The organism is Ruegeria sp. AM4, from assembly GCF_056540665.1.
On record NZ_JBQFXD010000004.1, the window covers coordinates 141,256 to 164,439 of the forward strand.

22 protein-coding genes are annotated in these 23,184 nt (G+C 57.9%); 11 read left to right on the forward strand and 11 right to left on the reverse strand.

The genetic code is table 11. The features are described 5' to 3' along the window. Position 1 precedes the first annotated feature (1 nt). Both ACR0JA_RS10265 and ACR0JA_RS10270 read left to right on the forward strand, forming a co-directional pair. Positions 2 to 1,027, forward strand: a complete 1,026-nt coding sequence (locus ACR0JA_RS10265; RefSeq protein WP_480573687.1) for a trans-3-hydroxy-L-proline dehydratase — start codon at positions 2 to 4, stop codon at positions 1,025 to 1,027. Next, positions 1,024 to 1,701, forward strand: a complete 678-nt coding sequence (locus ACR0JA_RS10270; protein ID WP_480573690.1) for a GntR family transcriptional regulator — start codon at positions 1,024 to 1,026, stop codon at positions 1,699 to 1,701. Before ACR0JA_RS10265 ends, ACR0JA_RS10270 begins: the two co-directional genes overlap by 4 nt. Here the strand turns inward: ACR0JA_RS10270 and ACR0JA_RS10275 are convergent. Then, positions 1,698 to 2,279: a YceI family protein gene (locus ACR0JA_RS10275; RefSeq protein WP_480573692.1), complete on the reverse strand. Its 582-nt coding sequence runs from the start codon at positions 2,277 to 2,279 to the stop codon at positions 1,698 to 1,700. The two genes, ACR0JA_RS10270 and ACR0JA_RS10275, sit on opposite strands and share 4 nt — an antisense overlap. Before the next feature lie 86 nt (positions 2,280 to 2,365). On the opposite strand from ACR0JA_RS10275, the gene ACR0JA_RS10280 reads away from it, so the two are divergent. Genes ACR0JA_RS10280 through ACR0JA_RS10290 form a run of 3 tightly spaced genes read left to right on the forward strand, consistent with a single transcriptional unit; the run spans position 2,366 to position 4,785 of the window. Further along, the gene (locus tag ACR0JA_RS10280) at positions 2,366 to 2,902 is read left to right on the forward strand and encodes an RNA polymerase sigma factor (protein WP_480573695.1); all 537 of its coding nucleotides are present in this window, start codon (positions 2,366 to 2,368) and stop codon (positions 2,900 to 2,902) included. Beyond that, positions 2,899 to 3,645 (forward strand): anti-sigma factor, encoded by a 747-nt coding sequence (locus ACR0JA_RS10285; protein WP_480573698.1) that lies wholly within the window; start codon positions 2,899 to 2,901, stop codon positions 3,643 to 3,645. Before ACR0JA_RS10280 ends, ACR0JA_RS10285 begins: the two co-directional genes overlap by 4 nt. A 60-nt stretch (positions 3,646 to 3,705) precedes the next feature. Then, on the forward strand, positions 3,706 to 4,785 hold the full coding sequence (locus ACR0JA_RS10290) for a helix-turn-helix domain-containing protein (RefSeq protein ID WP_480573701.1): 1,080 nt from the start codon (positions 3,706 to 3,708) through the stop codon (positions 4,783 to 4,785). 33 nt (positions 4,786 to 4,818) lie between these two features. Here the strand turns inward: ACR0JA_RS10290 and ACR0JA_RS10295 are convergent, their stop codons facing one another. The 8 genes from ACR0JA_RS10295 to ACR0JA_RS10330 all read right to left on the reverse strand — a co-directional run bounded on the left by ACR0JA_RS10295 (position 4,819) and on the right by ACR0JA_RS10330 (position 15,591). Next, positions 4,819 to 5,895, reverse strand: a complete 1,077-nt coding sequence (locus tag ACR0JA_RS10295) for a DUF2793 domain-containing protein (RefSeq protein ID WP_480573703.1) — start codon at positions 5,893 to 5,895, stop codon at positions 4,819 to 4,821. Positions 5,896 to 6,026: 131 nt separating this feature from the next. Further along, complete coding sequence (locus tag ACR0JA_RS10300; protein ID WP_480573706.1) at positions 6,027 to 7,463, reverse strand: mannose-1-phosphate guanylyltransferase/mannose-6-phosphate isomerase; 1,437 nt, start codon at positions 7,461 to 7,463, stop codon at positions 6,027 to 6,029. A 73-nt stretch (positions 7,464 to 7,536) separates the two neighbouring features. Continuing rightward, entirely contained in the window at positions 7,537 to 8,430 is an 894-nt protein-coding gene (gene galU, locus ACR0JA_RS10305; RefSeq protein ID WP_480573709.1) for a UTP--glucose-1-phosphate uridylyltransferase GalU, read from the reverse strand. A gap of 194 nt (positions 8,431 to 8,624) precedes the next feature. Next, entirely contained in the window at positions 8,625 to 10,430 is a 1,806-nt protein-coding gene (locus ACR0JA_RS10310; RefSeq protein ID WP_480573712.1) for an ABC transporter ATP-binding protein, read from the reverse strand. Between the two features lies 1 nt (position 10,431). Next, positions 10,432 to 11,361 carry an ABC transporter permease subunit gene (locus ACR0JA_RS10315; protein WP_480573715.1) on the reverse strand — a complete coding sequence of 310 codons (930 nt, stop codon included), beginning with the start codon at positions 11,359 to 11,361 and terminating at the stop codon, positions 10,432 to 10,434. A 10-nt stretch (positions 11,362 to 11,371) separates the two neighbouring features. Then, entirely contained in the window at positions 11,372 to 12,295 is a 924-nt protein-coding gene (gene oppB, locus ACR0JA_RS10320; RefSeq protein WP_480573718.1) for an oligopeptide ABC transporter permease OppB, read from the reverse strand. Between the two features lie 67 nt (positions 12,296 to 12,362). Beyond that, entirely contained in the window at positions 12,363 to 13,991 is a 1,629-nt protein-coding gene (locus ACR0JA_RS10325) for a peptide ABC transporter substrate-binding protein (protein ID WP_480573721.1), read from the reverse strand. 364 nt (positions 13,992 to 14,355) lie between these two features. Then, complete coding sequence (locus ACR0JA_RS10330) at positions 14,356 to 15,591, reverse strand: lytic murein transglycosylase (RefSeq protein ID WP_480573724.1); 1,236 nt, start codon at positions 15,589 to 15,591, stop codon at positions 14,356 to 14,358. Between the two features lie 126 nt (positions 15,592 to 15,717). Between ACR0JA_RS10330 and ACR0JA_RS10335 the strand changes: the two genes are divergently transcribed. From ACR0JA_RS10335 to ACR0JA_RS10360, 6 genes are read left to right on the forward strand one after another with little or no spacing between them, the layout of a single operon-like run. Then, complete coding sequence (locus ACR0JA_RS10335) at positions 15,718 to 16,680, forward strand: cytochrome ubiquinol oxidase subunit II family protein (RefSeq protein WP_480573727.1); 963 nt, start codon at positions 15,718 to 15,720, stop codon at positions 16,678 to 16,680. After that, positions 16,677 to 18,767: a cbb3-type cytochrome c oxidase subunit I gene (locus ACR0JA_RS10340; protein ID WP_480573730.1), complete on the forward strand. Its 2,091-nt coding sequence runs from the start codon at positions 16,677 to 16,679 to the stop codon at positions 18,765 to 18,767. The genes ACR0JA_RS10335 and ACR0JA_RS10340 overlap by 4 nt, the downstream gene beginning before the upstream one ends. Next, entirely contained in the window at positions 18,764 to 19,396 is a 633-nt protein-coding gene (locus tag ACR0JA_RS10345; RefSeq protein ID WP_480573733.1) for a cytochrome c oxidase subunit 3, read from the forward strand. The genes ACR0JA_RS10340 and ACR0JA_RS10345 overlap by 4 nt, the downstream gene beginning before the upstream one ends. Continuing rightward, positions 19,389 to 19,715: a cytochrome o ubiquinol oxidase subunit IV gene (locus ACR0JA_RS10350; RefSeq protein ID WP_480573736.1), complete on the forward strand. Its 327-nt coding sequence runs from the start codon at positions 19,389 to 19,391 to the stop codon at positions 19,713 to 19,715. The genes ACR0JA_RS10345 and ACR0JA_RS10350 overlap by 8 nt, the downstream gene beginning before the upstream one ends. 36 nt (positions 19,716 to 19,751) lie before the next feature. Then, positions 19,752 to 20,735, forward strand: a complete 984-nt coding sequence (locus tag ACR0JA_RS10355; RefSeq protein WP_480573739.1) for an HlyD family secretion protein — start codon at positions 19,752 to 19,754, stop codon at positions 20,733 to 20,735. Beyond that, a complete protein-coding gene (locus ACR0JA_RS10360) occupies positions 20,732 to 22,255 on the forward strand; it encodes a DHA2 family efflux MFS transporter permease subunit (RefSeq protein ID WP_480573742.1) in 1,524 nt (507 codons plus the stop codon). The genes ACR0JA_RS10355 and ACR0JA_RS10360 overlap by 4 nt, the downstream gene beginning before the upstream one ends. On the opposite strand, the gene ACR0JA_RS10365 is transcribed toward ACR0JA_RS10360, so the two are convergent. Together ACR0JA_RS10365 and ACR0JA_RS10370 are read right to left on the reverse strand one after the other, a co-directional pair. Then, a complete protein-coding gene (locus tag ACR0JA_RS10365) occupies positions 22,252 to 22,614 on the reverse strand; it encodes a fluoride efflux transporter FluC (protein WP_480573745.1) in 363 nt (120 codons plus the stop codon). The genes ACR0JA_RS10360 and ACR0JA_RS10365 overlap by 4 nt on opposite strands. Further along, positions 22,611 to 23,018 (reverse strand): fluoride efflux transporter FluC, encoded by a 408-nt coding sequence (locus tag ACR0JA_RS10370; protein WP_480573748.1) that lies wholly within the window; start codon positions 23,016 to 23,018, stop codon positions 22,611 to 22,613. Before ACR0JA_RS10370 ends, ACR0JA_RS10365 begins: the two co-directional genes overlap by 4 nt. Between the last annotated feature and the right edge of the window lie 166 nt (positions 23,019 to 23,184).

Below are 23,184 nucleotides of genomic sequence, written 5' to 3' on the forward strand. Positions count from 1 at the left end.
CATGCGAAGCAGCAAAACCATCCATGTTATCTCGGCCCATGCCGAAGGCGAGGTGGGCGATGTCATCGTCGGCGGCGTTGCCCCACCTCCGGGCGAAACAATCTGGGATCAGCGCAGTTTTATCGCAAGCGACCAGACCCTTCGGAACTTTGTCCTGAACGAACCACGCGGCGGTGTATTCCGCCATGCCAATCTGCTGGTGCCGCCCAAACACCCCGACGCTGATGCGGCATTCATCATCATGGAACCTGAAGATACGCCGCCGATGTCCGGTTCGAATTCGATCTGCGTGGCAACCGTGCTGCTGGACAGCGGCATCCTGCCCATGCACGAGCCTGAAACGCATCTGACGCTCGAAGCGCCCGGAGGGTTGGTGCGCGTGCGGGCCGAGTGCCGAAACGGCAAGGCCGAGCGTGTTTTCGTGCAGAATGTGCCCAGCTTTGCCGACAAGCTGGATGCGCAAATCGAAGTCGCGGGGATCGGAACGCTGCGTGTGGACACGGCGTTTGGCGGCGACAGTTTTGTGATCGTTGAGGCGGCGGATCTTGGGTTTGACCTGACGCCGGATGAAGGGGCTGATCTGGCGCGAACTGGCGCGCGGATCACGGATGCAGCGAACGAGCAGCTGGGCTTCAGCCATCCGGGCAAGGACTGGAACCATATTTCGTTCTGTCAGATTGCCGGACCGCTAAAGCGGCAAGGGGATATTCTGACTGGCCGCAACACGGTGGCGATCAAACCGGGAAAGCTGGATCGTTCGCCTTGCGGCACCGGGGCATCGGCGCGGATGGCGGTCATGCTGGCCAAGGGGCAGATGCAGGCAACAGATCGCTATCACGCACGCTCGGTCATCGACAGTGAATTCCGCTGCCGGATTGTTGATCGGATTGACCTGAACGGACGTCCGGCGATCATTCCCGAAATCTCGGGCCGGGCGTGGATCACCGGCACGCATCAGCACATGCTGGACCCGGACGACCCATGGCCCGGGGGTTACCGTCTGGGCGACACCTGGGGGGCCAGGTGATGTCGAACCGCGCAATCACCCGGCAAAGCCTTCCCGAAGTGATCGCAAGCGATCTGCGCGAACGTATCCTCAGCGGCGAGCTGGCCGAAGGTGAAACGATCCGGCAAGAGGCTCTGGCCGATGACTATGCGGTGTCCCGCATGCCTGTTCGTGAGGCGTTGAAACGACTGGACGCAGAAGGCCTGGTGCAATTGGCCAACAATCGCGGCGCAACAGTCACCACGCATTCACCCGAAGAGATCGCCGAAATTTTCGACCTGCGCAGCTTGCTTGAGGTCGATCTGTTCCGCCGGGCCATTCCTGCAATGGCTGCGGCGCAACTGGGGCGGTGTCAGGATATTCTGACAAAAATGGAAGCATCTTACGACGCGGATGACATCGCCCAATGGGGGGCATTGAACCAACGATTTCACGCGGCACTTTACGCCCCGGCCGGTCGCGGTCTAACCAACGACTTGCTGCACCGAATCTCGCTGCAATCCGACCGATACATCCGCATGCATCTGAGCGTCATGCAGCAACGGGAAGCGGCCCGGCGGGAACATCGCGAAATGCTTGAACTGGCGCAGGCCGGTCGGGTCGACGCAGCCTGCGACCTACTGGTTTCGCATATCGCGCGGGCCAAAGAACAATTGCTGGCTCTGATGGCCGCCCGACATGCGGACAAAGCCTAGCCTTTCTGATTGAATATCAAACGGGCAGTCACCGGAACGGTACGGGTGATACCCGGCAATTCCGCCAGTTCCATCAGTTTGTCGACGCCGGCGGATACACCCGCATCTTCGGTGCTGATGAAAACCATATCATTGGTCGAAACCATGACCGCGTCCCTTGCCACGCGCAGAATGAACATATCCGTGTAGAACTCGACATCCGTACCCGCTAGCTCCAGTGCCGCGTCGACCTCGACCGTCGTGCTTGCACCGACGTCCAGTTCCGAGACTGCTGCCATGTCGATCTGAGCGGTCAGTTTTGCCGTGGCAACCTTACGAAAGACATGTTCGATCATCCGTTCATTGCGAATGTCGATATTGGTTTCGACCGAGGACAGATCGATGTCGATCTCAACTTCACCCTCTTCGCTGACATGGCCGCTCAGGTTGGTGAAGGAATTGACCTCACCAATATCGTCGATCTTGATGGTTCCGTAGGCTAGGTGAGAGGCTTCGGAATTCAACGTCCAGTCCGCCGCCCATGTCGGCCCTGCAATAATTGTCGACGCAATCGTGATTGTTTTCAGCAGAAGTTTCATTTCTTTCCTCCAAAGTTTATGCCAGTTCAGAACAAGCGGGCCAGATCCCATGCAAAGACAAACACGCGCAGGTTTCGGTTTATTCGATGAATGGCGAAGTAAGTTCCGAACAGGCCGTTCGCGGCGCCATCCAGACACATTCCAAACGGGTGTGGCGTTTCGGCTTGGCGCTATCCGGTGCATCCGACATTGCAGATGATCTGCTGCAGGCCACGTGCCTGCGAGCGTTGGAACGTCACCATCAGGTTACTTCGTATGCCCGGCTGGACAGCTGGCTGATGACGATTTGCCGATCAATCTGGCTGAATGAGCTGCGCGCGCGCTCGGTTCGCAAGGCGCAGGCCCTGTCTGTTACGCCCGAGGCGGATTTGGTTGCCATTGGTCCTGACGCAGAAACGAATATTTTTGCTGCTGAAGTGTTTGAACAAGTGATGGCACTGCCAGAGGCGCAGCGCGAAACCGTAGTCCTTGTGTTCGTCGAGGGATACAGCTATCGCGAAACCGCTGCCATGCTGGACGTACCCATCGGTACAATCATGAGCCGGCTTTCCAACGCCCGGCAGAAACTGAAAACCGTGTTGCAGCACGATGCGGCCGACACCGTGCAACGGAGTGGCAAATGAAGGTCTCCGACGAAACGCTTTTGGCTTACCTCGATGGCAGCCTGGACGAAGCGCAGGCGGCCGCGATCGAGGGTGCGGTTGCCGAGGATTCCGCGCTTGAGGCTCGTCTGATGGCGCTGGATCCGATTGCACCGGTGGTTCGGCAGGTCTTTGATGCCGTGCCGTCGAAGCCCTTGCAGGTCGATTTGCCCGACCCGCAGCCTTTCGCCCATGCGACAGCGGGGGCAGGCCCGCTGCGCTTGCTGGCTGTTGCAGCCTCGGTCGCGGTGATTGCGGCGTCGGCGACATATTGGGCGACACGCCCGGCCGAGTTGGGTTGGGCGCAGCAAGCGGCGATCTATCAGTCGCTCTATTCGCCGGACACGATCCTTGAACTCGACAATTCACCGCAGGCACTGGACGCCCAGTTCGCTCAGGCCGAAGCGCAGCTGGGTCGGTCTCTGAATCGGGGCGCGCTTGAAAACTTGCCCGGGCTGGACTTGAAGCGGGCACAGGTTCTGTCGTTCAAAGGCAAACCTTTGGTTCAGGTTGTTTTTGCGGATGCCGAGGGGCAACCATTTGCATTCTGCGTCATCCGGCAAGGCCAGGCGGCCCCGAACAAAAACGTCAATGAGGCGATCCTCAGCGGCCTCGCCACCGCGACTTGGGCCAGGGACGGCTATGGCTATATGTTGCTGGGAAGCGATGATCAGGTGGATCTGACAGACAGGCTGAACAGCCTGCAAAACATCTTTAGTGGCTGACCCGTCAAAATTGGTGAAAATCGCTTGTGAACGGTGCTAAATGCTCAAAGAATACCGGGTATGAAGCCAAAAACGGTGCAATCAGATTCTGACGACGACGATGCGGAACTAGGACCGCAAAGCATCTATGATGCAGATCCTCCGGACGAGGAGGATCTTTGGTTCCTTCCCCCCAAGGATGGCAGCGAAACAGACGACTTTTTACCGCCCCTGCCGCGCGCCGAGCGAAATTCGCTATTTGATGTGCGGGATTGGCGTGCCGCGCAGGCCGAGTTGGCGTTTGAATTGGCCGAATTGTCGGCTACCTTCGGCGCGTTGGATGAACGGTTGCGGGCGGGCCCAAAAGGGTGGGGGCACCGGCTTGCATTGATGGAAGTATCGGATCTGGGTTGGTGGACCGGCGATCGGGTTAGCGTGGATCGTCTGGCCCTGTGGACCGGGCTGCGGATCGGTGCCACCGGCGATGACGTGCAGGCGCTGTCGCGCGCCGGTTGGGCGGTGCGACGACTGACGATGCGCGCGGGCCCGTCCGAGGGCGGCTGGCAGAGCGGGTTGACCGCATTTCTGGACCGTCAGGCACAGGGTATCGAGGATGTGCCTGAGGCAATCGCCGATCTTGCCGACGTTCTGCATGAGACCCAGAGTTTGCATCCGGTCACGCATGCCGCAGTTGGCTTTCATGCTTGGCGCGCGATCTCACCGGGGATCGGACAGGATACCGAGGCCGCAATCATCGCAGCCCGCCAAGCCGCCAGCATGGGAAGGGGCGGCGCGTTGTTCATGCCACTGGCACTGTCGGGACCGGGCGCACTGCGCGGTGCAGGCGACCCGGTTGAGAAACTTGCAGCTTGGCTCAAAGGTGCCGGTCAGGCGGCGTTGGCCGCATTGCTGCACCTTGATCGCATCTCGACCTGGGAAGAGCGTGCTCAAGATCTCATCAGTGATCTGAGCGGCCGTACCCCCCCGGTATTGGTTGACGTGCTGACCGCATGGCCGATGGTGTCCGCACCGCTGGCCGAAGAACTGACCGGCGCATCACGTGCTGCGGCCCAAAGAAACCTGGATATCTTTTCGCGCCGCGGATTGATCCGCGAGGTTACCGGGCAGGGCCGCTACCGGGTCTGGACCGCAGACATTTAGACCGTCCGCAAGGCTGCGGACGGCCAGCATCAATCAGAACCAGCGACCAATTGCCACGACGGTGGGCGCGATTGCCGTTGCGTCCGAGGCGGTCGCAAGCACTTTGACCACCACTTGAGCGTCGGTTGCGGTATCGCAACCCAGGAACCTGACACCCGCCCCACCGCTGCCGCTGGTTACCGGGACCGTGCCTGGCGCAAAGCCCATGGGAAATGTCCAGGTCGCGTCGGGGCTGGCAAACAAAGCGCCTTCACCACTGGTGCAAGCAACCGGATCCAGCGTGGCCGAACAGATTTGCGTGCCATCGGCAAAGCGCACATAGTCGCCATTGGTCGTTGAGCCACGCTCGATTACCGCGCCGGACGGAAGACCGCCACTTTCTGAGACCACCCCCAGCAGGTTGCCCGGTCCATACCCATAGTCGGCGCGCATCAGGCGGCCTGCAGTCGTGTCGCTGGCACTGGCCTGAACGGCGGCGCCGCTGGCTGCTCCGGTCGCCGGGTCGAACCGCATGGCTTCGATCCAGGTGCCGCCATCAGAGGAGACTTTGATCGAGAAGCCGGTGTCGCCGGACAAGCCCATCTCGGCATGGCCGGTCCAATTCGATTGGAACAGCAGCGATGCAGTATCACCTGCGCTGGCCTTGTTGATTTTTAACTGATGCCCACCGCCTTCATGGGTCAACAACGTTGCAGGGCCGCACACCGACAATTTGTTTGTGCCGTCATACCCCGTCGCAATCCCGACACCAGGCAGGTTATCTGTCGCCACCGGCGGGTCCACCCAATCCGAACCGTTCCAGATCTTGAGCTGGCCTGACGACAGATCCCAGGCCTGCCAACCGGCGATTGGTGCCAGAAAATGCCAGGCGGAATCGATCCAGGCGGCCAATTCATGGGCATGACCACTCCAATCCGCCGTCGGTGCAGGGCCCAATGCATGTATCTCGCCTTGATCGGGCACTACTGGCGGCGTTGTCGCATCAGTGGAGGTCAACGTCAGCTGAACCGTCAGGTCCAACAGACGCAGCGCTTCGTTATGCGTTACATGTTTCTGCGCCTGAGACGGTTGCAGAAAGGGCAGGTTCAGTCTGGGTGTGTTTTGCGGCACGGGGCATCCTCCTGTAGCTGTCGGCCCGACAATGATTGCGCGCCAAACTGCCTTGGATGTCGTGAATCCGACCTGACTTGGCCGAACGCCCTCTCAAGCGCCTGTTAACGGATTTGCACTGCGCTTGCCCGTCAGCTGCGGGCGTAAACGTCTTCGTAACGAATGATGTCGTCTTCGCCCAGATAGGTGCCCGTCTGCACTTCGATCAGAACCATCGGTACTTTTCCGGGGTTCTTCATGCGATGCTTAGCCCCCAACGGGATATAGACAGACTGGTTTTCGGATACCAATTTCACCTCGTCGCCAATTGTGACCTCGGCGGTGCCTTCGACGACAATCCAGTGCTCGGATCGATGGTGATGAGATTGCAGGCTCAGCGCCGCACCCGGATGGACATGAATGCGTTTGACCTGAAACCGGTCGCCGATCACAAGGCTTTCGAACCAGCCCCACGGGCGATGATCTACCGGCAGCGATTCCGCCTGTTTCGCTCCCTTCGCTTTCAGCGCTTCAACGGCTTTCTTTACATCCTGAGAGCGGCTCATGTCAGCGACCAGAACCGCATCGGGCATGGCGACCGTGACGACGTTCTCGAGCCCCAGCGCAACGACCTCCTGCGCGGGGGATTCGGATCGTATCAGCACATTCCGACAGTCAATCGCAGTCACCTCGCCCATGGTCGCAACTCCGTCTGCATCGGGTGCGCCAAGTTCCTGAACAGCAGACCAACTGCCCACGTCCGACCATCCAGCCCCATAGGGCACCACGCTGAGGTTGCTGGCCTTTTCCATGACTGCATAGTCAAGCGAGATGTCCTGAACGCCGCTCCAGGATTCCGGGTCAAGCCGCAGGAACCCCAGATCAGTCTTGGCCTCGTCTACCGCCTGGCGCACGGGGGCCATCATGTCAGGCGCGTGTTTTTCGAAGGCCTGCAGAATGTCGGCAACGGCAAACAGGAAAATACCGGAATTCCAAAGAAAACTGCCATCCGAAACCATCGATTTGGCGGTGTCGAGATCGGGCTTCTCAACGAAACGATCCAATGGCACCGCCTCACCAGAAGGGTCGGGGGCTTGGCTAAGTTTCAGATAGCCATAACCGGTTTCTGGCCGATCCGGGGTAATCCCGAATGTCACAAGATCCTTGCGAGAGGTGATGGCTTTGACGCCCTGATTTACGGCCTCGTGAAATGCGCCCGGGTCGGGCACGACGTGATCCGAGGCTGCGACCAACATCACCGCATCTGGATGTTCCTTCGCCAGATACATGGCCGCAGCCAGCACAGCAGGTGCAGTGTTGCGCCCTTCGGGTTCGATAAGAATTGGACCTGGATCAAGCCCAATCGCGGCCAACTGTTCGGGCACAATGAAGCGAAAGGCCTCGTTGGTCAGAATCAGCGGTTTGGCATAGGGCGCAGCATCCGGTCCACGCAAACGGGACGCACATTGCTGCAACAGAGTTGTATCGCCGATCAGGGGCACGAATTGCTTTGGATAGCTTTTTCGTGACAGGGGCCAAAGCCTCGTGCCTGACCCGCCGCACAGAATTACCGGGTAGACAATGCTCATGATGCCTCTTCCCTCCGATCAACTCGTTACATTAACTATCGCAACCAAAGCCGCTTAAGAAAAGCAGATTTTTCTATTGGGCAGCCCGTTCTGCAGCAACGATATCCGTCAGATACTGATGCAGGTCGTCGCGCAGATCGTCTCGGGCCAGCGCAAAGGCGACGGTCGCTTGCAGAAACCCTGCCTTCGATCCGCAATCAAATCGCTGACCAGCGAATTTGTAACCAAACACGGGAACGCCATTGCCGATATCCTCGGCAATCGCGTCGGTCAGCTGGATTTCACCGCCGCTGCCTTTTTTCTTCTGGTTGAGGTTATAAAGGACCGAAGGGCCAAGGACGTAACGACCGATCACGGCCAAATTCGACGGCGCCTCGGCGGGATTGGGTTTTTCCACCATACCTTTGGTACGAACAACCGTTCCGCTGTTGTCAGCCACATCCAAAATTCCGTACGAGCTTGTCATTTCGTGCGGAACTTCCATCGCGGCGACCATGTTGCCGCCGGTTTCCTCGTAGGCCTCGATCATCTGCTGAAGGCAGGGCTTTTCGCCGGCGATCACGTCGTCAGGCAGCATGACGGCAAATGGTTCGTCCCCGATCAGGCGACGCGCGCACCATACTGCGTGACCCAGCCCAAGCGCCTTATGCTGGCGGATATAGGCGATGGCGCCGCTTTCCATGTTGGTCGCGTTGAGCGTTTCAAGCAGGTCATCCTTACCTTTCGACTTTAGTTCCTGTTCAAGAACCAGATTGTGATCGAAATAGTCTTCCAACGCTGATTTCCCGCGCGAGGTCACAAAGATGAACTCCTTGATCCCGGCTGCCCGCGCTTCGTCGATTGCATATTGTACCAAAGGCCGGTCGACCAGGGTCATGATCTCTTTCGGGACTGACTTTGTGGCGGGCAAAAATCTGGTGCCCAGGCCCGCTACGGGGAAAATCGCCTTGGTGACCTTGCGTGTCATGTGACCTCTCGAATTCATAATATTTCCGGCGCTTTGCTTGTCTGGCCGGAGCACTCTCATAGGGCGGGTCGCCCGATCAATCAACTTTGCCTCTCATAAAAGGCGATAACCGGTCCAAACCTGCCATTGGCCCGGCCCGGAGTCAAAGAAGTTAACGCGCCCCAGGCACCGCAACGGGTGATGGGGTGCGCTGATCACGTCTTTGTCATGATTGCTTCAAGCGGGTCATGCTCGGCGACAAAATGGTCCGGTGCGATCTCGTTGAGGCGCGGAACATAGTCCCCTTGCCCGGTCTCCAACCGGCTGGGCAGAAAGCGCAAAGCCGCCTTTGGGTCCATGGGCGAAGGTAATTCGCCGGGCAATTTGAGGCGCTTGCGTGCGCGTTCTACATCCGGGTCCGGTATCGGGACCGCCGAGATCAATGACTTGGTGTATGGATGAACCGGATCCGAGCATACGATTTTGCCATCCCCCAGCTCGACTATGCGACCCAGATACAAGACCATAATCCGGTTGGAAATCGCGCGGACCACCGACAAGTCGTGGCTGATGAAGATCATCGATAGACCGAATTCCTGTTGCAATTCACGCAACAATTCGACGATTTGCGCCTGAATGGACACGTCCAGGGCCGAAACAGCCTCGTCGCAGATGATCAGTTTTGGTTTGTTGATCATGGCGCGGGCGATTCCGACACGCTGGTTCTGACCGCCGGACAATTCATGCGGGTACCGGTTGATCATATTGGCCTTCAGGCCGACGCGCTCCATCATTTCGGCGACCATATCCTTGCGCTCGCGCTCGGTCAGGTCTGGTCGATATGTTTTCAGCGGTTCAGCGATCGAGGCCGAGATGGTCATCCGGGGATCGAGACTGGCCAGGGGGTCCTGGAACACGATCTGCAAATCCTTGCGGTATTTGTTCAGCTCTGCCCGTTTCAGCCCGACAATCGGGTGGCCCAGCCAACTGACATTTCCGGCACTGGGTTCGATCAGTTGCAATACGGCTCGAGCCAATGTGGACTTGCCGCAACCGGATTCGCCCACAACGCCCAGCGTCTCACCCTTGCGAATGTCAAAGCTGACCCCGTCGACCGCTTTCAGCGGCACCTTGCGCCCGAACAGCCCGCCGGGAACATGTATCGGGAAATGCACCTTGACGTCATCGACCCGAAGCAATGGCTCCTCGGTCTTACCCAATGCCTTGGGCGCGTCACCGGCATCGATGCGAGGCATCGCCTCAAGCAACGTTCGGGTATATTCGTGCTGCGGCGCGCGAAAGATTTCGCGCGTGTCGCCAGCCTCGACGAACTGGCCCAAGCGCATCACCTGAATGCGATCACACATGCGCGCGACAACGCCCATGTCGTGGGTGATCAGGGCAATCGCTGTACCCTCGTCCTTCTGCAAACGCACCATCAGGTCAAGGATGTCGGCCTGTACGGTCACATCCAGCGCTGTTGTCGGCTCATCCGCGATCAGAAGCTTGGGATTGCACAGCATCGACATGGCAATCATCACTCGCTGGCGCATGCCTCCTGACAATTCATGCGGATATTGGTCCAGTCGCCGTTTGGCTTCAGGAATGCGCACGCGGTCCAGCCACTCCAGGCAGCGGGCACGCGCTGCAGAGCCCTGCAATCCCTTGTGCACTTGCAGAACTTCGCGCATCTGCTGGCCGACCCTCAGATGAGGGGTCAGGGCGGTCAGCGGGTCCTGGAAGATCATGCCCACGTCATCGCCACGGATCTGGTTCAACTTGTTCACTGGGAGGTTTAGGATTTCCTGACCGTTCAGCATCGCCGAGCCCGCGGCATGCCCCGCTGGCGGCAGCAATCCCATCGCAGCCATGAAGGTCTGGCTTTTGCCGGATCCACTTTCACCGACGATACCAAGGCATTCGCCTGGGTTGATGTCAAAGCTGATACCTTTGACGGCTTCGACAACACCATCGGGGGTGTCAAACCGGACGCTCAGGTCCTTAACAGAGAATAGGCTCATCTCAACGATCCTTCGGGTCCAGCGCGTCGCGCAATCCATCACCGATGAAGAACATGGTGATGATGATCGCGACATAGAATGTCAGCGGGTACAGCAGTTGCCACAGGGTTCCATAGCCCATCGTTCCGGCCCCTTCGGCGATCAGGCGCCCCAACGAGGTATAAGGTTCCGAAATCCCCAGGCCGAGGAATGAAATGAAACTTTCCGTCAGGATCATCTCGGGCACCAGAAGCGAGGCATAGACGATCACCACACCCAAAAGATTGGGCAGGATATGACGATACATGATTGTAAATTCACTGACACCGGCGGCGCGGGCGGCCTCGATGAACTCACGGTTCTTCAGGGTCAATGTCTGCCCCCGCACAATCCGGGCCATGGTCAGCCAGCCGACCGCGCCAAGGGCGATGAACAACATGAAGAACGATCGCCCCGCGACGACCAGCAACAGGATAATGACCAGTGTTGCAGGAATCGCCAAAAGGATATCGACAAACCGCATCATGACACTGTCGGTGCGTCCGCCGATATATCCTGCGGCGATGCCATAACAGGTGCCGACGATCAGTGCAGTTGCGGCCCCGATCAGACCCACCAGAAGCGATGTCGTCGTTGCCTGAATGACCCGGCTGTACAAGTCGCGCCCCAGATCGTCGACACCGAAATAGTGCCCGGTTTCAACCGAAGGCATGCCCATCCCGCGCACATCTCCCATGACGTTCCAGTCGATTTCCTCGTTGCTCCAGACAGCAAAATACGGCCCGATGATGGTGAACAGCACGATCAGTGCCAGAATGATAACGCTGGCCATCGCGGCCTTGTTGCGGACGAACCGCATCCGCGCGTCTTGCCAGAGCGAGCGCCCCTGAATGACCGTGTAATCGGTGATTTCTTCCGCCAGATGGGCAGCTTTTTGTGATTTTCCAAGCATTGCCAGCCCCTCAATAACGGATTTTCGGATCGAACCAGGCATAGGCCAGGTCGGTCAGCAGGTTCACGATCACGGTCAGCGCTCCGTACAGGATGGTGACTCCCAATAGCACCGCATAGTCCCTAGACAGGGCCGAGCCGACATAGGCCTGACCCAGACCACCGGTCGAAAAGTAGATGTCGACAAAGACCGAACCGGTCAGCACATAGACAAAAACCGGGCCTAGGTAGGAAACAACCGGCAATAGCGTCGGCTTCAACGCGTGACGCCAGATCACTGTGCGTGTGGGCAGCCCTTTGGCGCGTGCCGTGCGGATGAAGTTCGAGTTCAGGACTTCAAGCATCGACGACCGAGTGATCCGCGCAATCGACCCCATATACGAGGTCGCCAAGGCAATCACCGGCATGATCAGATACTGCCACTGTCCGCCATTCCAGCCACCGCCCGGTAACCAACCCAGCCAAAGCGTGAAGGTCAGGATCAGGATGGGCCCCATGATAAAGTTCGGCAGGGCTTGGGCAGCGATCCCCAGACCAACCGCGAAGTAGTCGATCCAGCTGTTATGCTTGATTGCAGCCGCAATCCCCAGGCCAACGCCGACAACGGTTGCCAGCAGGAAAGAGAGCGAACCGTAGGTCAAGGAGATCGGGAAGCCTTGTGCTATGATGTCGTTCACGTCCCGGTCCTTGAACTTGAAGGACGGGCCGAAATCGAAATGTACGACGATGTTGTAGAGGTAGTCCCAAAGCTGCTTCCAAAGCGGCTGGTCCAGCCCGTAACGTGCCTCGATATTGGCGAGAACCTGCGGCGGCAGGGGCCGCTCGGAGGTAAAGGGCCCTCCGGGCGCGACATGCATCAGGAAAAAACAGGCGACGATCAGCAACAGGATCGTCGGAATGGCAACCAGTAGTCGCCGAACGCTGTAGGCAAGCATTTCATGCCCCCATGTTTATTGGCCCTGCCCCGAAGCGGTTCCGGGACAGGGCGTGGGTCAAAGACGATTACTCGGCGATCTTGTAGAGGTTTTTCGAGTACCAGTTCTGCTCGACATTGTTCACTGGCCAGTTCCCAACATCGCTGCCCATCATGAAGACGCCCGCATAATGATAAATCGGGATCACAGGCGTGTCCTGTGCGATGATACGCTCAACCTCGGTATAGAGCGGTGACGGATCGTCCGAGGTTTTGGCCTCGGCCAACAGTTCGTCCACACGGGGGTTGTTGTATTTCCCGTCGTTGTAACCTGAATCGGACTGAAGCAGGTCAAGGAAGGTGGACGCTTCGTTATAATCGCCGCACCATGCACCACGGGCCAGTTCAAAGTTCTGGTTGCCACGCTCTTCCAGGAAGACTTTCCATTCCATGTTGGCCAACTCGGCGTTGACGCCAAGCTTCTGTTTCCACATCTGGCTCAGCGCCACGGCAACTTTCTTGTGCGCTTCCGACGTGTTGTAAACCATCTCGAAGCTGAGCGGGTTGTCCGGGCCGTAACCGGCTTCGGCCAGCAGTTCCTTGGCCAGCTCATCCCGTTCTGCCTGGCTCATCGCAGCCATTTCAACATCCGGCACGGTAAAGTCGGCGGTTGCTTCGGGGGCAAAGGTGTAAGCTTGGGGCTGACCACCAGCCATCACTTTCTCGGTGATGATGGCGCGGTCTACGGCCAGCGACAGGGCCTGACGTACATTCGGATCCTTGAACGCCTCGGGCCCGCTGTCGGACACATTGAACGTATAGTAGTAGTTGCACAGGCGCGGATAGCTGATGGCCTCGTCAGGGTGTTCCTGCTTCAGTCGGGGGTATTGCCCTGCCGGAATATCGGTACGGTCAAGCTCACCTGCCAGGTAACGTGTTAGGGCAACGTTTTCGTCATTGATCACCAGCGCCACGACCTTGTCGAGAATGGTGTTTTCGTTGTCCCAGTACATTTCATTGCGTTCTCGAACCGAACGTTCCTGCGGTAGATGTTCGGTCAGGATATAGGCGCCGTTCGAGACAATGTTCTCTGGCTTGGTCCACGCGTCGCCAAACTGTTCGATGACCTTTTGTGGGGCAGGGAAGGTGGTCGAGTGCGTGGTCATCTGCGGGAAATAGGGCAGCGGGGCGCTTAGCTTGATCTCAAGCGTTTTGTCATCAATGGCCTTGACGCCCAATTCGTCAACCGGCTTTTCCCCTGCGATGATTGCGGCGGCGTTCTCGATCGCCATCAGCTCCATGAACCATGCATAGGGCGAAGACAAAGCGGGGTCGACGGCACGTTTCCAACCGTAAACAAAGTCGCTTGCGGTCACCGGATCACCGTTCGACCACTTGGCATTGTCGCGCAGGGTGAAAGTGTACACATCTTTGCTGTCATTTACGGTGTAACCGGTCGCGACTCCGGGCACGAGATTGCCGTCTTCGTCCTGGTTCATCAGGCCCTCAAAGAGGTCGCGCACGATATCGGCGCCATCGGTATCTTCTACGACCTGCGGGTCGACCGAGCTGTGCTCGTCCAGGACGCGGTACACAAATGTCTGATCATCGGCGAGCGCTTCTCCGGTTTCAGGATGTGTTCCTGCAGCCAATGCCGCGCCGGTGATGATTGTCGAGGACAGCAATCCTGCCAATGATGTACGAATGATTTTGTTCATAGATATTCTCCCATTTTTTGGTTGGAGCCGCCGCTGCTAATTCAGAGCTGCGGCCCACATTGTTTGTGTGTCCCGTTTTGCCGGGTTTGGCTTTGATCTGGATCGGTATGAAACGCAAAATTCCGGGCGGTGCGCCCAGCACTCGGACTACGAAAAACAGAAGTACGGAACTTTCACTGGCGCGGAGGTTGTCACCTTTTCGCTGAAGGTAAAAGGTTCAGCGCGTCAATTTGTCCAATAGGACGGAATCGAACCCATGCAGCGCGGCGCGTCGAAAGATTGTTTTGATACCAACAAGCGTGGCGATATTTTTGAGAAGCTGGCCTTCGCACAACTGCGATCCGCAGCGTCAAAAACGTGCGAATCAACGCACGAGCCGAGCCTTCATCGACGCTGTGGGGAAACAAGTCGGCGTCTGACCCGATACTTCTTGCCAGCGACCGATCGAGCGGCGCGTCTTGTATCCGGGCAAACCATCCGCACCGCCCACATCATGCCCCTGCTTCTCCAGCGCCCTTTGCATCGCAGCAATGTCTGACCGGTACAGGCCACCGACTTCACCCCAACGGCCCTTGAAATCGGGAACACCATATTGAATCCGGTCGCCAACATGGCCGACAAACAGAGCATAGAGATCGCTGGTGTTGTAGTCCTTCAGGACATAGAAATTCGGCGTGACAACAAAGGCGGGCCCGCTGCGGCCGGCGGGCATCATCAAATAGCCCTCGGCCTGCAATTCATGGTTTGGAAACGGTTTGCCCGAAACCCGAGCGATCCCCATTGCCACCCAGTCTTTGATCAGACGACCCTGATCGGGACCTTCCAATGCGCACGAGACCTCGGCAGGGACCGCTACCTCAAAGCCCCAATCCCGACCCGACACCCAGCCATGTTCTGCAAGATAATTCGCGATCGAGGCGATGGTGTCATCTTCTGATCGCCAGATATCAGCTTTGCCGTCGCCATTGCCATCGTCAGCGTATTTCAGAAAATTTGAGGGCATGAATTGCGGCTGTCCAAGCGCACCCGCCCAGCTGCTCTTCAATCCACGAGCAGGAGCGTGACCGGCCTCGGCTATTTGCAGGGCGGCAATAAGTTCTTGGGTAAAATAAGGTGCGCGGGTGCTCATGAACCCTTTGGTCGCGAGAACCTGAAACGCGTCATGGCGGATCGGAACCTGCCCATAGCCGCTTTCGCGCCCCCAGATCGCGAGGATGATTCGCGCTGGCACTCCTGATTGCGCCTCGACCCGCGCCAGTGTCGCGGCATGGCGCCGGGCCATCTTTTTGCCCACCGCTGTTGCACCCTGAACCGAATTGGCATTGAAGTACCGACCCGGTGAGCCGAACTCGGCCTGTTTCTGGGACTTGGGGGTTTTGGCCTGACTTCCGGGGGGCACAAGATCAGGCAATTTCCAGTTCAGGGTGACGCCGTCAAACGCCTGCTGCATCGTCCGTCTGGAAACCCCCGCAGCGCGCGCTTGTGGCCAGATGGTTTCCTGAAGCCAAGCCTGAAATTGCCGTTCAACCGCAGCGCGATCCTGCGCGGTGGCAGAATTTGCAACGAGAACCAAGCCAAGGATGAACAGAAACAATCGCATCACTTCGGGTTTCGCCCGACCGAGACCTTAAGTCAACTGCGCTGGAACTTTTGGAAAAATCCTTGAGAAATCTTGAGACTCTGTCGATAGTTGTCCTCAATCGACAGTGAATGAGGACAGGCAGGCGTGCGCATTTCTGGAATGTCCCACGCGTCAGGACCGATACTGGTTGCTGCCGCGGTTTTTCTGGCATCGGTTCAAGCCGCCGGCGCGAGCGATAGTTTCATGGACCCTCAGGGCCCTATTGCCGCCGTGCAGAAACTTCATTTGCTGCGGGCGACCGCGCTTATCCTGATTGCCGTTGTTCCTGTGCTGGTTCTGGTCCCCTGGATCGCGCTCAGATACCGCCGCCGTAAGGGCGGAACAGCGGCCTATCGACCCAATTGGGACTTTTCGGCCAAGCTCGAATTCATGATGTGGGGCGTGCCTGTTGTGATTGTAGCGATGCTGTCTTTCTATCTGTGGAAGGCCACACATCGGCTTGATCCTTACTCTGCCTCTTTCGGCGAAGGGCCTGCAGTACGAGTGCAGGTTGTCGGGTTGGATTGGAAATGGTTGTTCATCTACCCGGACCATGGAATCGCAACAGTCGGTGAGTTGGGTATTCCTGTCAAACAACAGGTGGCGATGGTGCTGACCACCGATACGGTGATGCAGTCCTTCATGATCCCGGCGCTGGCGGGTCAGATCTATGCCATGCCCGGCATGACCACGCAGCTACATCTGGTCGCTGACGCACCCGAGACGATGCTAGGCGAAAACACGCAGTACAATGGGCGTGGCTTCACCAAGCAGAAATTCCAGGCTGTCGCGATGCAGCCTGACGCATTCAATACTTGGGTCGAGACCGTGAAGACACGCGGCATCCCGCTTGATCAGACCACTTATCAAACGCTGGCCATGCGCACGGATCGTGATGAGGTTCAAGCCGCATTGGGAACGCCTGAAATGCCTGAAAGAGCGCTCTATTTCACTCTGGACGACGCAGATTTGTTCCACAGCATCCTTGGCCGCTACCACAGCGACAAGCCACTGCCGCTGGACCAGCAGCCCGGAACGACGGCGTATGGGCAGGAGGGGGGCAAATGATTTCTTCTGATTCAGGTTTCTTTGGCCGCCTGACATGGGATGCCTTTCCGATCGTCAGTCTCATCCAAAATCCAAGTACGAACGAGATCGTGGCGAACGTTGCTGCCGCCATCGTGATTGTGGGCGCTGTGGTCGTGGTCAGCCTTTTGAGCTGGTTTCGTCTATGGGGACGGTTGTGGCGTGACTGGCTGACAAGCGTCGATCACAAGAAGATTGGCATCATGTACATCGTGTTTGCCATCGTCATGCTGGCACGTGGCGTGCTGGAAGGTGTCGTTATGCGCGCCCAGCAGGCCGCAGGGCCGGGCGAGGGCTTTCTTGAGGCTGAACATTTCGCGGAATTGTTCAGCACTCATGGCACCATCATGATTTTCTTTGTCGCGGTGCCCTTTGTCTTTGGCATCGCAAATTTCGTTGTGCCGCTGATGATCGGCGCGCGTGATGTGGCGTTCCCGCGACTTAATCAAATCAGCCTGGGTCTGACGGTGTCGGCGGGCATGATGTTGATGGTCTCATTGGTGGTGGGTAAGTTCTCGACCGGTGGTTGGACAGCCTATCCGCCTTATACCGGTGCTGCCTTCAACCCCGGTGTTGGGCCGGACTACTGGATTTGGGCCATCGTCGTCTCGGGGATCGGAACCACGCTGACCGGTATCAACTTTGCCGTGACTATCTACAAGCTGCGCGCGCCTGGCATGAAGTTCATGCGGCTGCCGATGTATTGCTGGACAATCATTTGCAGCTCGATCCTGATCGTCTTTGCCATGCCCCCGTTGGGTGTTGCGGCCCTTTTGCTGGCCGCCGATCGCTATCTGGACTTCCACTTTTTTACCAACGACCTTGGCGGCAACATGATGAACTATGCCAACCTATTCTGGTTGTTCGGTCATCCCGAGGTCTACCTGCTGGTTTTGCCCGCTTATGGCATCTATTCCGAGGTGTTTGCGACATTCTCGGCCAAGCGCCTTTATGGTTATAACTCGTTGGTTATTGCCACTATGTCGATTGCGGTTCTGTCCTTCACGGTCTGGTTGCACCACTTTTTTGCGATGGGGCAGAGCGCATTGATCAACGCGGTGTTCGGGATCGCAACGATGCTGATCGCAATCCCGACGGGGGTAAAGGTCTATGACTGGATGGCGACCCTTTGGCGGGGACGCATTCGGTTTTCGGTCCCGATGCTGTACGGCTTGGCGTTTCTGATGTTGTTTGTGATTGGCGGTCTCAGTGGCGTGATCCTGGCTAACCCGACCGTGGACTATCAGGTACACAATACGCTTTTCCTTGTGGCCCATTTCCACAACGTCCTGCTGCCCGGCGTTCTGTTTGGATTACTTGCAGCTTATAACTACTGGTTCCCAAAGGCTTTTGGCTTTCGCTTGAACGAAAGTTGGGGCCGCATTACGGTTCTGCTTTGGACTGTCGGGTTCATGCTGACTTTCCTGCCGCTGTATTTTGTCGGTCTGATGGGCATGCCGCGCCGGTCCTACAGTTGGGAGGATCCAAGCTTTCACCCTTATATGATCGTCGCCGTTCTCGGTGCGTTGGTCATCCTGTGTGCGCTTCTGTCTGTGCTGGTGCAGTTGTGGGTCAGCATCCGGGATCGTGACAAGACCCGCGTTCTGGTTGGCGATCCATGGGACGGGCGCACATTGGAATGGTCCATTCCCGCGCCGCCACCGCCCTATAACTTTGCGATCATCCCGAACGTAACCGACCGCGACGATTTCGCCGCGATGAAACAGCGGGGCGAGGCCTACCCGACACCGGACGCCTATGAAGACATCGAAATGCCGCGCAATACCGGTATTGGTTTCATTTTATGTGTCCTCAGTGGCGTCTGGATGTTTGCTCTGGTCTGGTGGATCTGGTGGCTGGCCATTTTGATGACCGTGATGATGCTGTTGGCCTTCATCCTGTGGAGCTTTGATACCAGCACCGAGATCATCATTCCGTCGGAAGAGGTTCGAAAGGATCACGAAGCGTGGCTGGCTCGGGTCCACGGCGCTCAGGCCGTGGATCGCGACCACGAAGCCGCCCCGGAAAATCAGGGCTTGGCCCGACCGGATATGGAGGCCATCACATGAGGCGCGCACCGTCGCATAGCTATCCGGGTCTGAACCTTGGCGAAGATCACGCCAGTGCCCATAAGTTCACCGAGGTCGTCACGTTCGGCTTTTGGGTCTTTTTGATGAGCGATCTGGTCTATTTCGGCCTGATGTTCGCCATCTACATCACCATGATCGACGCGCAGGCGGGTGGACCTGGTCCGCATGAGCTGTTTGATCTGAAAAGCATCTTCGCCCAGACCCTGATCCTGCTGACCAGCAGTCTGACAGTTGGACTGGCGATGCTGGCGCTGAAATACAACCTGCCGCGCGCACGGATCGTATTGTGGTTTGGCGTGACCCTGATACTGGGTCTCTGTTTCCTAGTGCTTGAAATCCGGGACTTTATGGCGATGGCCGAAAAAGGCGGCATTCCCCAACGCAGCGGTTTCCTGTCGGCGTTCTACGGCTTGGTTCCGCTGCACGGGCTCCATGTCGCGGCCGGGTGCCTGTGGTTGGTTGTGCTGGGTATTCAACTGCGTGTGCTGGGCCTGACCGATCTGGTCATGTCACGCGTCGTGCGGCTGGCGTTGTTCTGGCATTTCCTCGACCTGATATGGATCGGGATCATCACAATCGTGTATTTCGGAGGGCTCAGCTATGGATAGGCGGACCGAGCTGCACCGGCGCGAGCGTCGCCGCTATGTAATCGGGTATGGCGGGTCGCTGTTGCTGACTCTGACCGTGTTTACCATCGCCTATCTCTACGGCATCGAAACGCCCGGCGTGTACATGACGATTGGTCTGCTGGGTCTGGCGCAATTGATCGTACAACTGGTCTATTTCCTGCATATCGACCGCCGTCGCAGCAGCCGCGAAGATCTGGATCTGATCCTGTTTTCGACGCTTGTTCTTTTGATCATCATACTGGGGACCGTTTGGATTCTGGGGAATCTCGCCATTCGCATGCACATGCACGCAATGTGACAGCAGGATGGTCGCATCAGCGGATAGGAGCGTTTCATGAGATCAATGAAGACGATCGCGGTTGTCGCCATGCTCGCTGCCATCAGCGCAGCCCTTTTGCTGTTTTGGCGTCATCAGGAACGGTACCCTTCCACCAAAGACGCCTATGTCGGCGCGAATATCATCAACGTTGCCGCGCAAGTGACGGGGCAGGTTGCCGAAGTGCGCGTGGATGAAAATCAACTGGTCAAAGCCGGGGATTTGCTGTTCACAATCGATGAGACGCAGTTCAAGGCATCGGTTGATCAAGCCAACGCAAATCTGGACAGCGCCATGCAACAGGCGCAGTCCTATTCGACGCAAATCGCCGCTGCGCAGGCATCGGTGGAAAGCTCGCAATCTGCCTATGACACCGCGCAAAAGAACCTGGAACGAGCGAAGGCGTTATTTGCGAGCGGAGATGTGGCGCAGGCATCCTTGGATCAGACGACATCGGATTTTGCGCAGTCCGCGGCGCAATTGACCTCCAGCCAGTCCAACCTTTTGGCGTTGCAAAGCGGTTTGGCTGCGAAACAAGATGACATCCTGTCGGCGCAGGCTCAGCTTGAGATCGCCGGCGCTGATCTGGCATGGACCAAGGTTTATGCTACGGCGGATGGCTGGATTGCCAACCTGACACTTAGGCCCGGCTCGTCGGTTTCGGCCAATTCACCGCAATTTTCCATCGTGGAATCCTCGGACTGGTGGGTTGACGCGAACTTCAAGGAAACCTCGCTGCCGCGTATTCGCCCCGGGCAGCCGGTGACGATCGAGGTCGATATGTTGCCGGGGACCAAGCTGACCGGAAAAGTTGCATCGATCGGGCGTGGATCCGGGGATACGTTTTCATTGCTGCCGTCCGAGAATTCCAGCGGCAATTGGGTCAAGGTCACGCGTCGTTTTCCGGTTCGCATACAGCTTGATCCGACCGACGCACCGCTGCGCGTTGGCGGCAGCAGTAAAGTCGTCGTCGATACGACTGCAGCTCAGACAAATAAATGACGCCGACCGCAGCCAGCCGCGTCAATCCGGTAATCGTTGTTGCCGTTGTGCTCAGCGCCATTCTTGAGGTCTTGGACAGTACGATCGTCAACGTCGCGCTGCCACATATTCAGGCAGCATTTGGTGCGACGACGGATCAGGCGACGTGGATCTTGACCAGCTATATCGTATCCGCCGTGGTCATTATGCCGCTGACCGGGTTTGTCGCCCGCCGCGTCGGACGGCGACGGTTGATCCTGACTGCCGTGACCGGTTTTGCGACCATGTCCGCGATGTGTGGCCTGTCCTGGAGCCTTGAGACCATCGTCGCCTTCCGCTTGGCGCAAGGCATGTTCGGTGCCTTCCTGATCCCCCTGTCGCAATCCATCCTGTTCGATGCCTTTCCAAGGGAGAAGCGCGGACAGGCTATGGCCGTGTTTGGCCTCGGTGTGGTGGTTGCGCCTGTGCTGGGCCCGACGATCGGCGCTATTCTAACCGAGTATTTCTCATGGCGGATGGTGTTCTTCGTGAACCTGCCAATCGCGGCGATGGCGTTGTTGTTGCTGGCCGGCGAACTGCCGGAGGACAAAACCGAAGAGGTCGTAATCGACTGGAAGGGTCTGGCGCTGCTGGCCCTCGGAATTGGCTGTCTGCAATTCATTCTGGATCAGGGCGAGACGCTGGACTGGCTGTCCTCACGCGTCATCCAAGCAGCATTGTTGGCCTCGGCTCTGGGCGCGGCCTTCTTCGTCTATCATACGCTGACAGCCAAAAACCCGGTGGTCGACCTGCGGTTCTTTGCCGACCGCAACTTTGCCCTGTGCAATCTGGTTATCGCCGGATTTGCGATTTCGCTGTTTGGCGGCATCGCGATTCTGCCGACCTTCGTGCAATCTCTGCTGGATTATCCGGTGATCGAGTCCGGGCATCTGTTCATTCCGCGCGGCATCGCGGCGGGTATCTCCATGGTCGGTACCGGCGCGGTTCTGGTAACCCGCTTTGACCCAAGGGTACTGGCTGGCATCGGGATGCTGCTGACCGCGATCAGCAATTTCATGGTTGGTACACTCAATCTGAATGCCGGGTTCTGGCAACTGGCCATGCCCGGTGCGGTCAGCGGCCTGGGGATGGGGTTGGTTTTTGTGCCCATGTCCATTCTGGCCTTTGAAAGCATCAGCAAGACGCGCCAGGACGAGGCCTCGGGCCTGTTCAACGTGACTAGGCAATTGGGTTCGTCAGTCGGGATCTCCTTGGTGGGCACTTGGGTAGTTCGGGGGTTGCAGACGAACACCGCTGCGCTCAGCCAGAATGTGACCCCCTACAATCCAGCGGCGCAGGCTTATCTGCAACCGCTTGGCCTGACCCCGGACAGCGCCGAAGGTGCTGCCATTCTCGGGCAGGAGATTTACCGGCAAGCCGAGATGATTTCCTATCTGACGGTGTTCAACAATCTTGGTCTGCTGGCGCTGGCGACGATACCGCTGTTGTTTTTCTGCAAAGCGCCCAAACGCAGTGCCGAGGCCCCGGTCTCGGCGCACTAACCCATCAACAACAGCCCCAGCCACAAAGCGAGCCAGCACATTGCCAGGCTGAGCAGAATGTTCCCCGCTGCAATCGCGATCGAGCGGTTTCTGTGCAGTTCCAGCGATTGATAGGCGAAGCTTGAGAATGTGGTAAACCCGCCGCAAAATCCAAACACCAGCCGTTTTTCCTCTTCGCCCATGTCGACGGGGCCACCAAGGATGCCAATCCACAGCCCCAACAGCAGGCTTCCCAATACGTTCACGATCAGGGTAGAGATCGGTAGGTCATGGGTTACGCGCTGAGACAACCAATGCCGCATGACCGCCCCCAGTCCGCCACCCAGACCGAACATGGCGTGCAGGTACAGATCGGTCACGATGCAGACCCATTGCCATGGATTTTGCGCCCGATGGCTTCGCCGATAATCGCAGCCCCCAGACCGAAAGCAATCTCTGCAACAATAGCCACTAGTACCAGTCCGCCCCCAGAGGCAGCCAATCGCTCCAATTCGGCGACAAAAGACGAAAATGTCGACAAGCCGCCGCAGAACCCAACCGCGCCCAGATGCAAGACATGGGCGTGGACCCTGTGCCGAACCGCATAGAGCCACCCCAGAACAAAACACGCCGCGATGTTGATGCCGAATGTCGCTGTCAGGAAAGGGGCCCCCGGAATCTCGAGCGCAAGCGCTTCGCGCAGCAGAGAGCCAGCCGCGCCGCCCACAAAAACGGCACCATACATCATGGCGCGGTGCCCGGTTGCGGGTGCTGCATTTGCCACTGGAATGATCCTGCTCTGACCTGCGACGACCCCGGCATACCGTTTGCGCAGGCTCGGATCAACTGGCAGGCGGTTCGGACTTCACGAACCGTTTGTTCCGCGTGATGGGACAAATGCTTGCACTCAAACGGCAATCTGTACCACCTTGGGTCGAAAGACAGGGCAT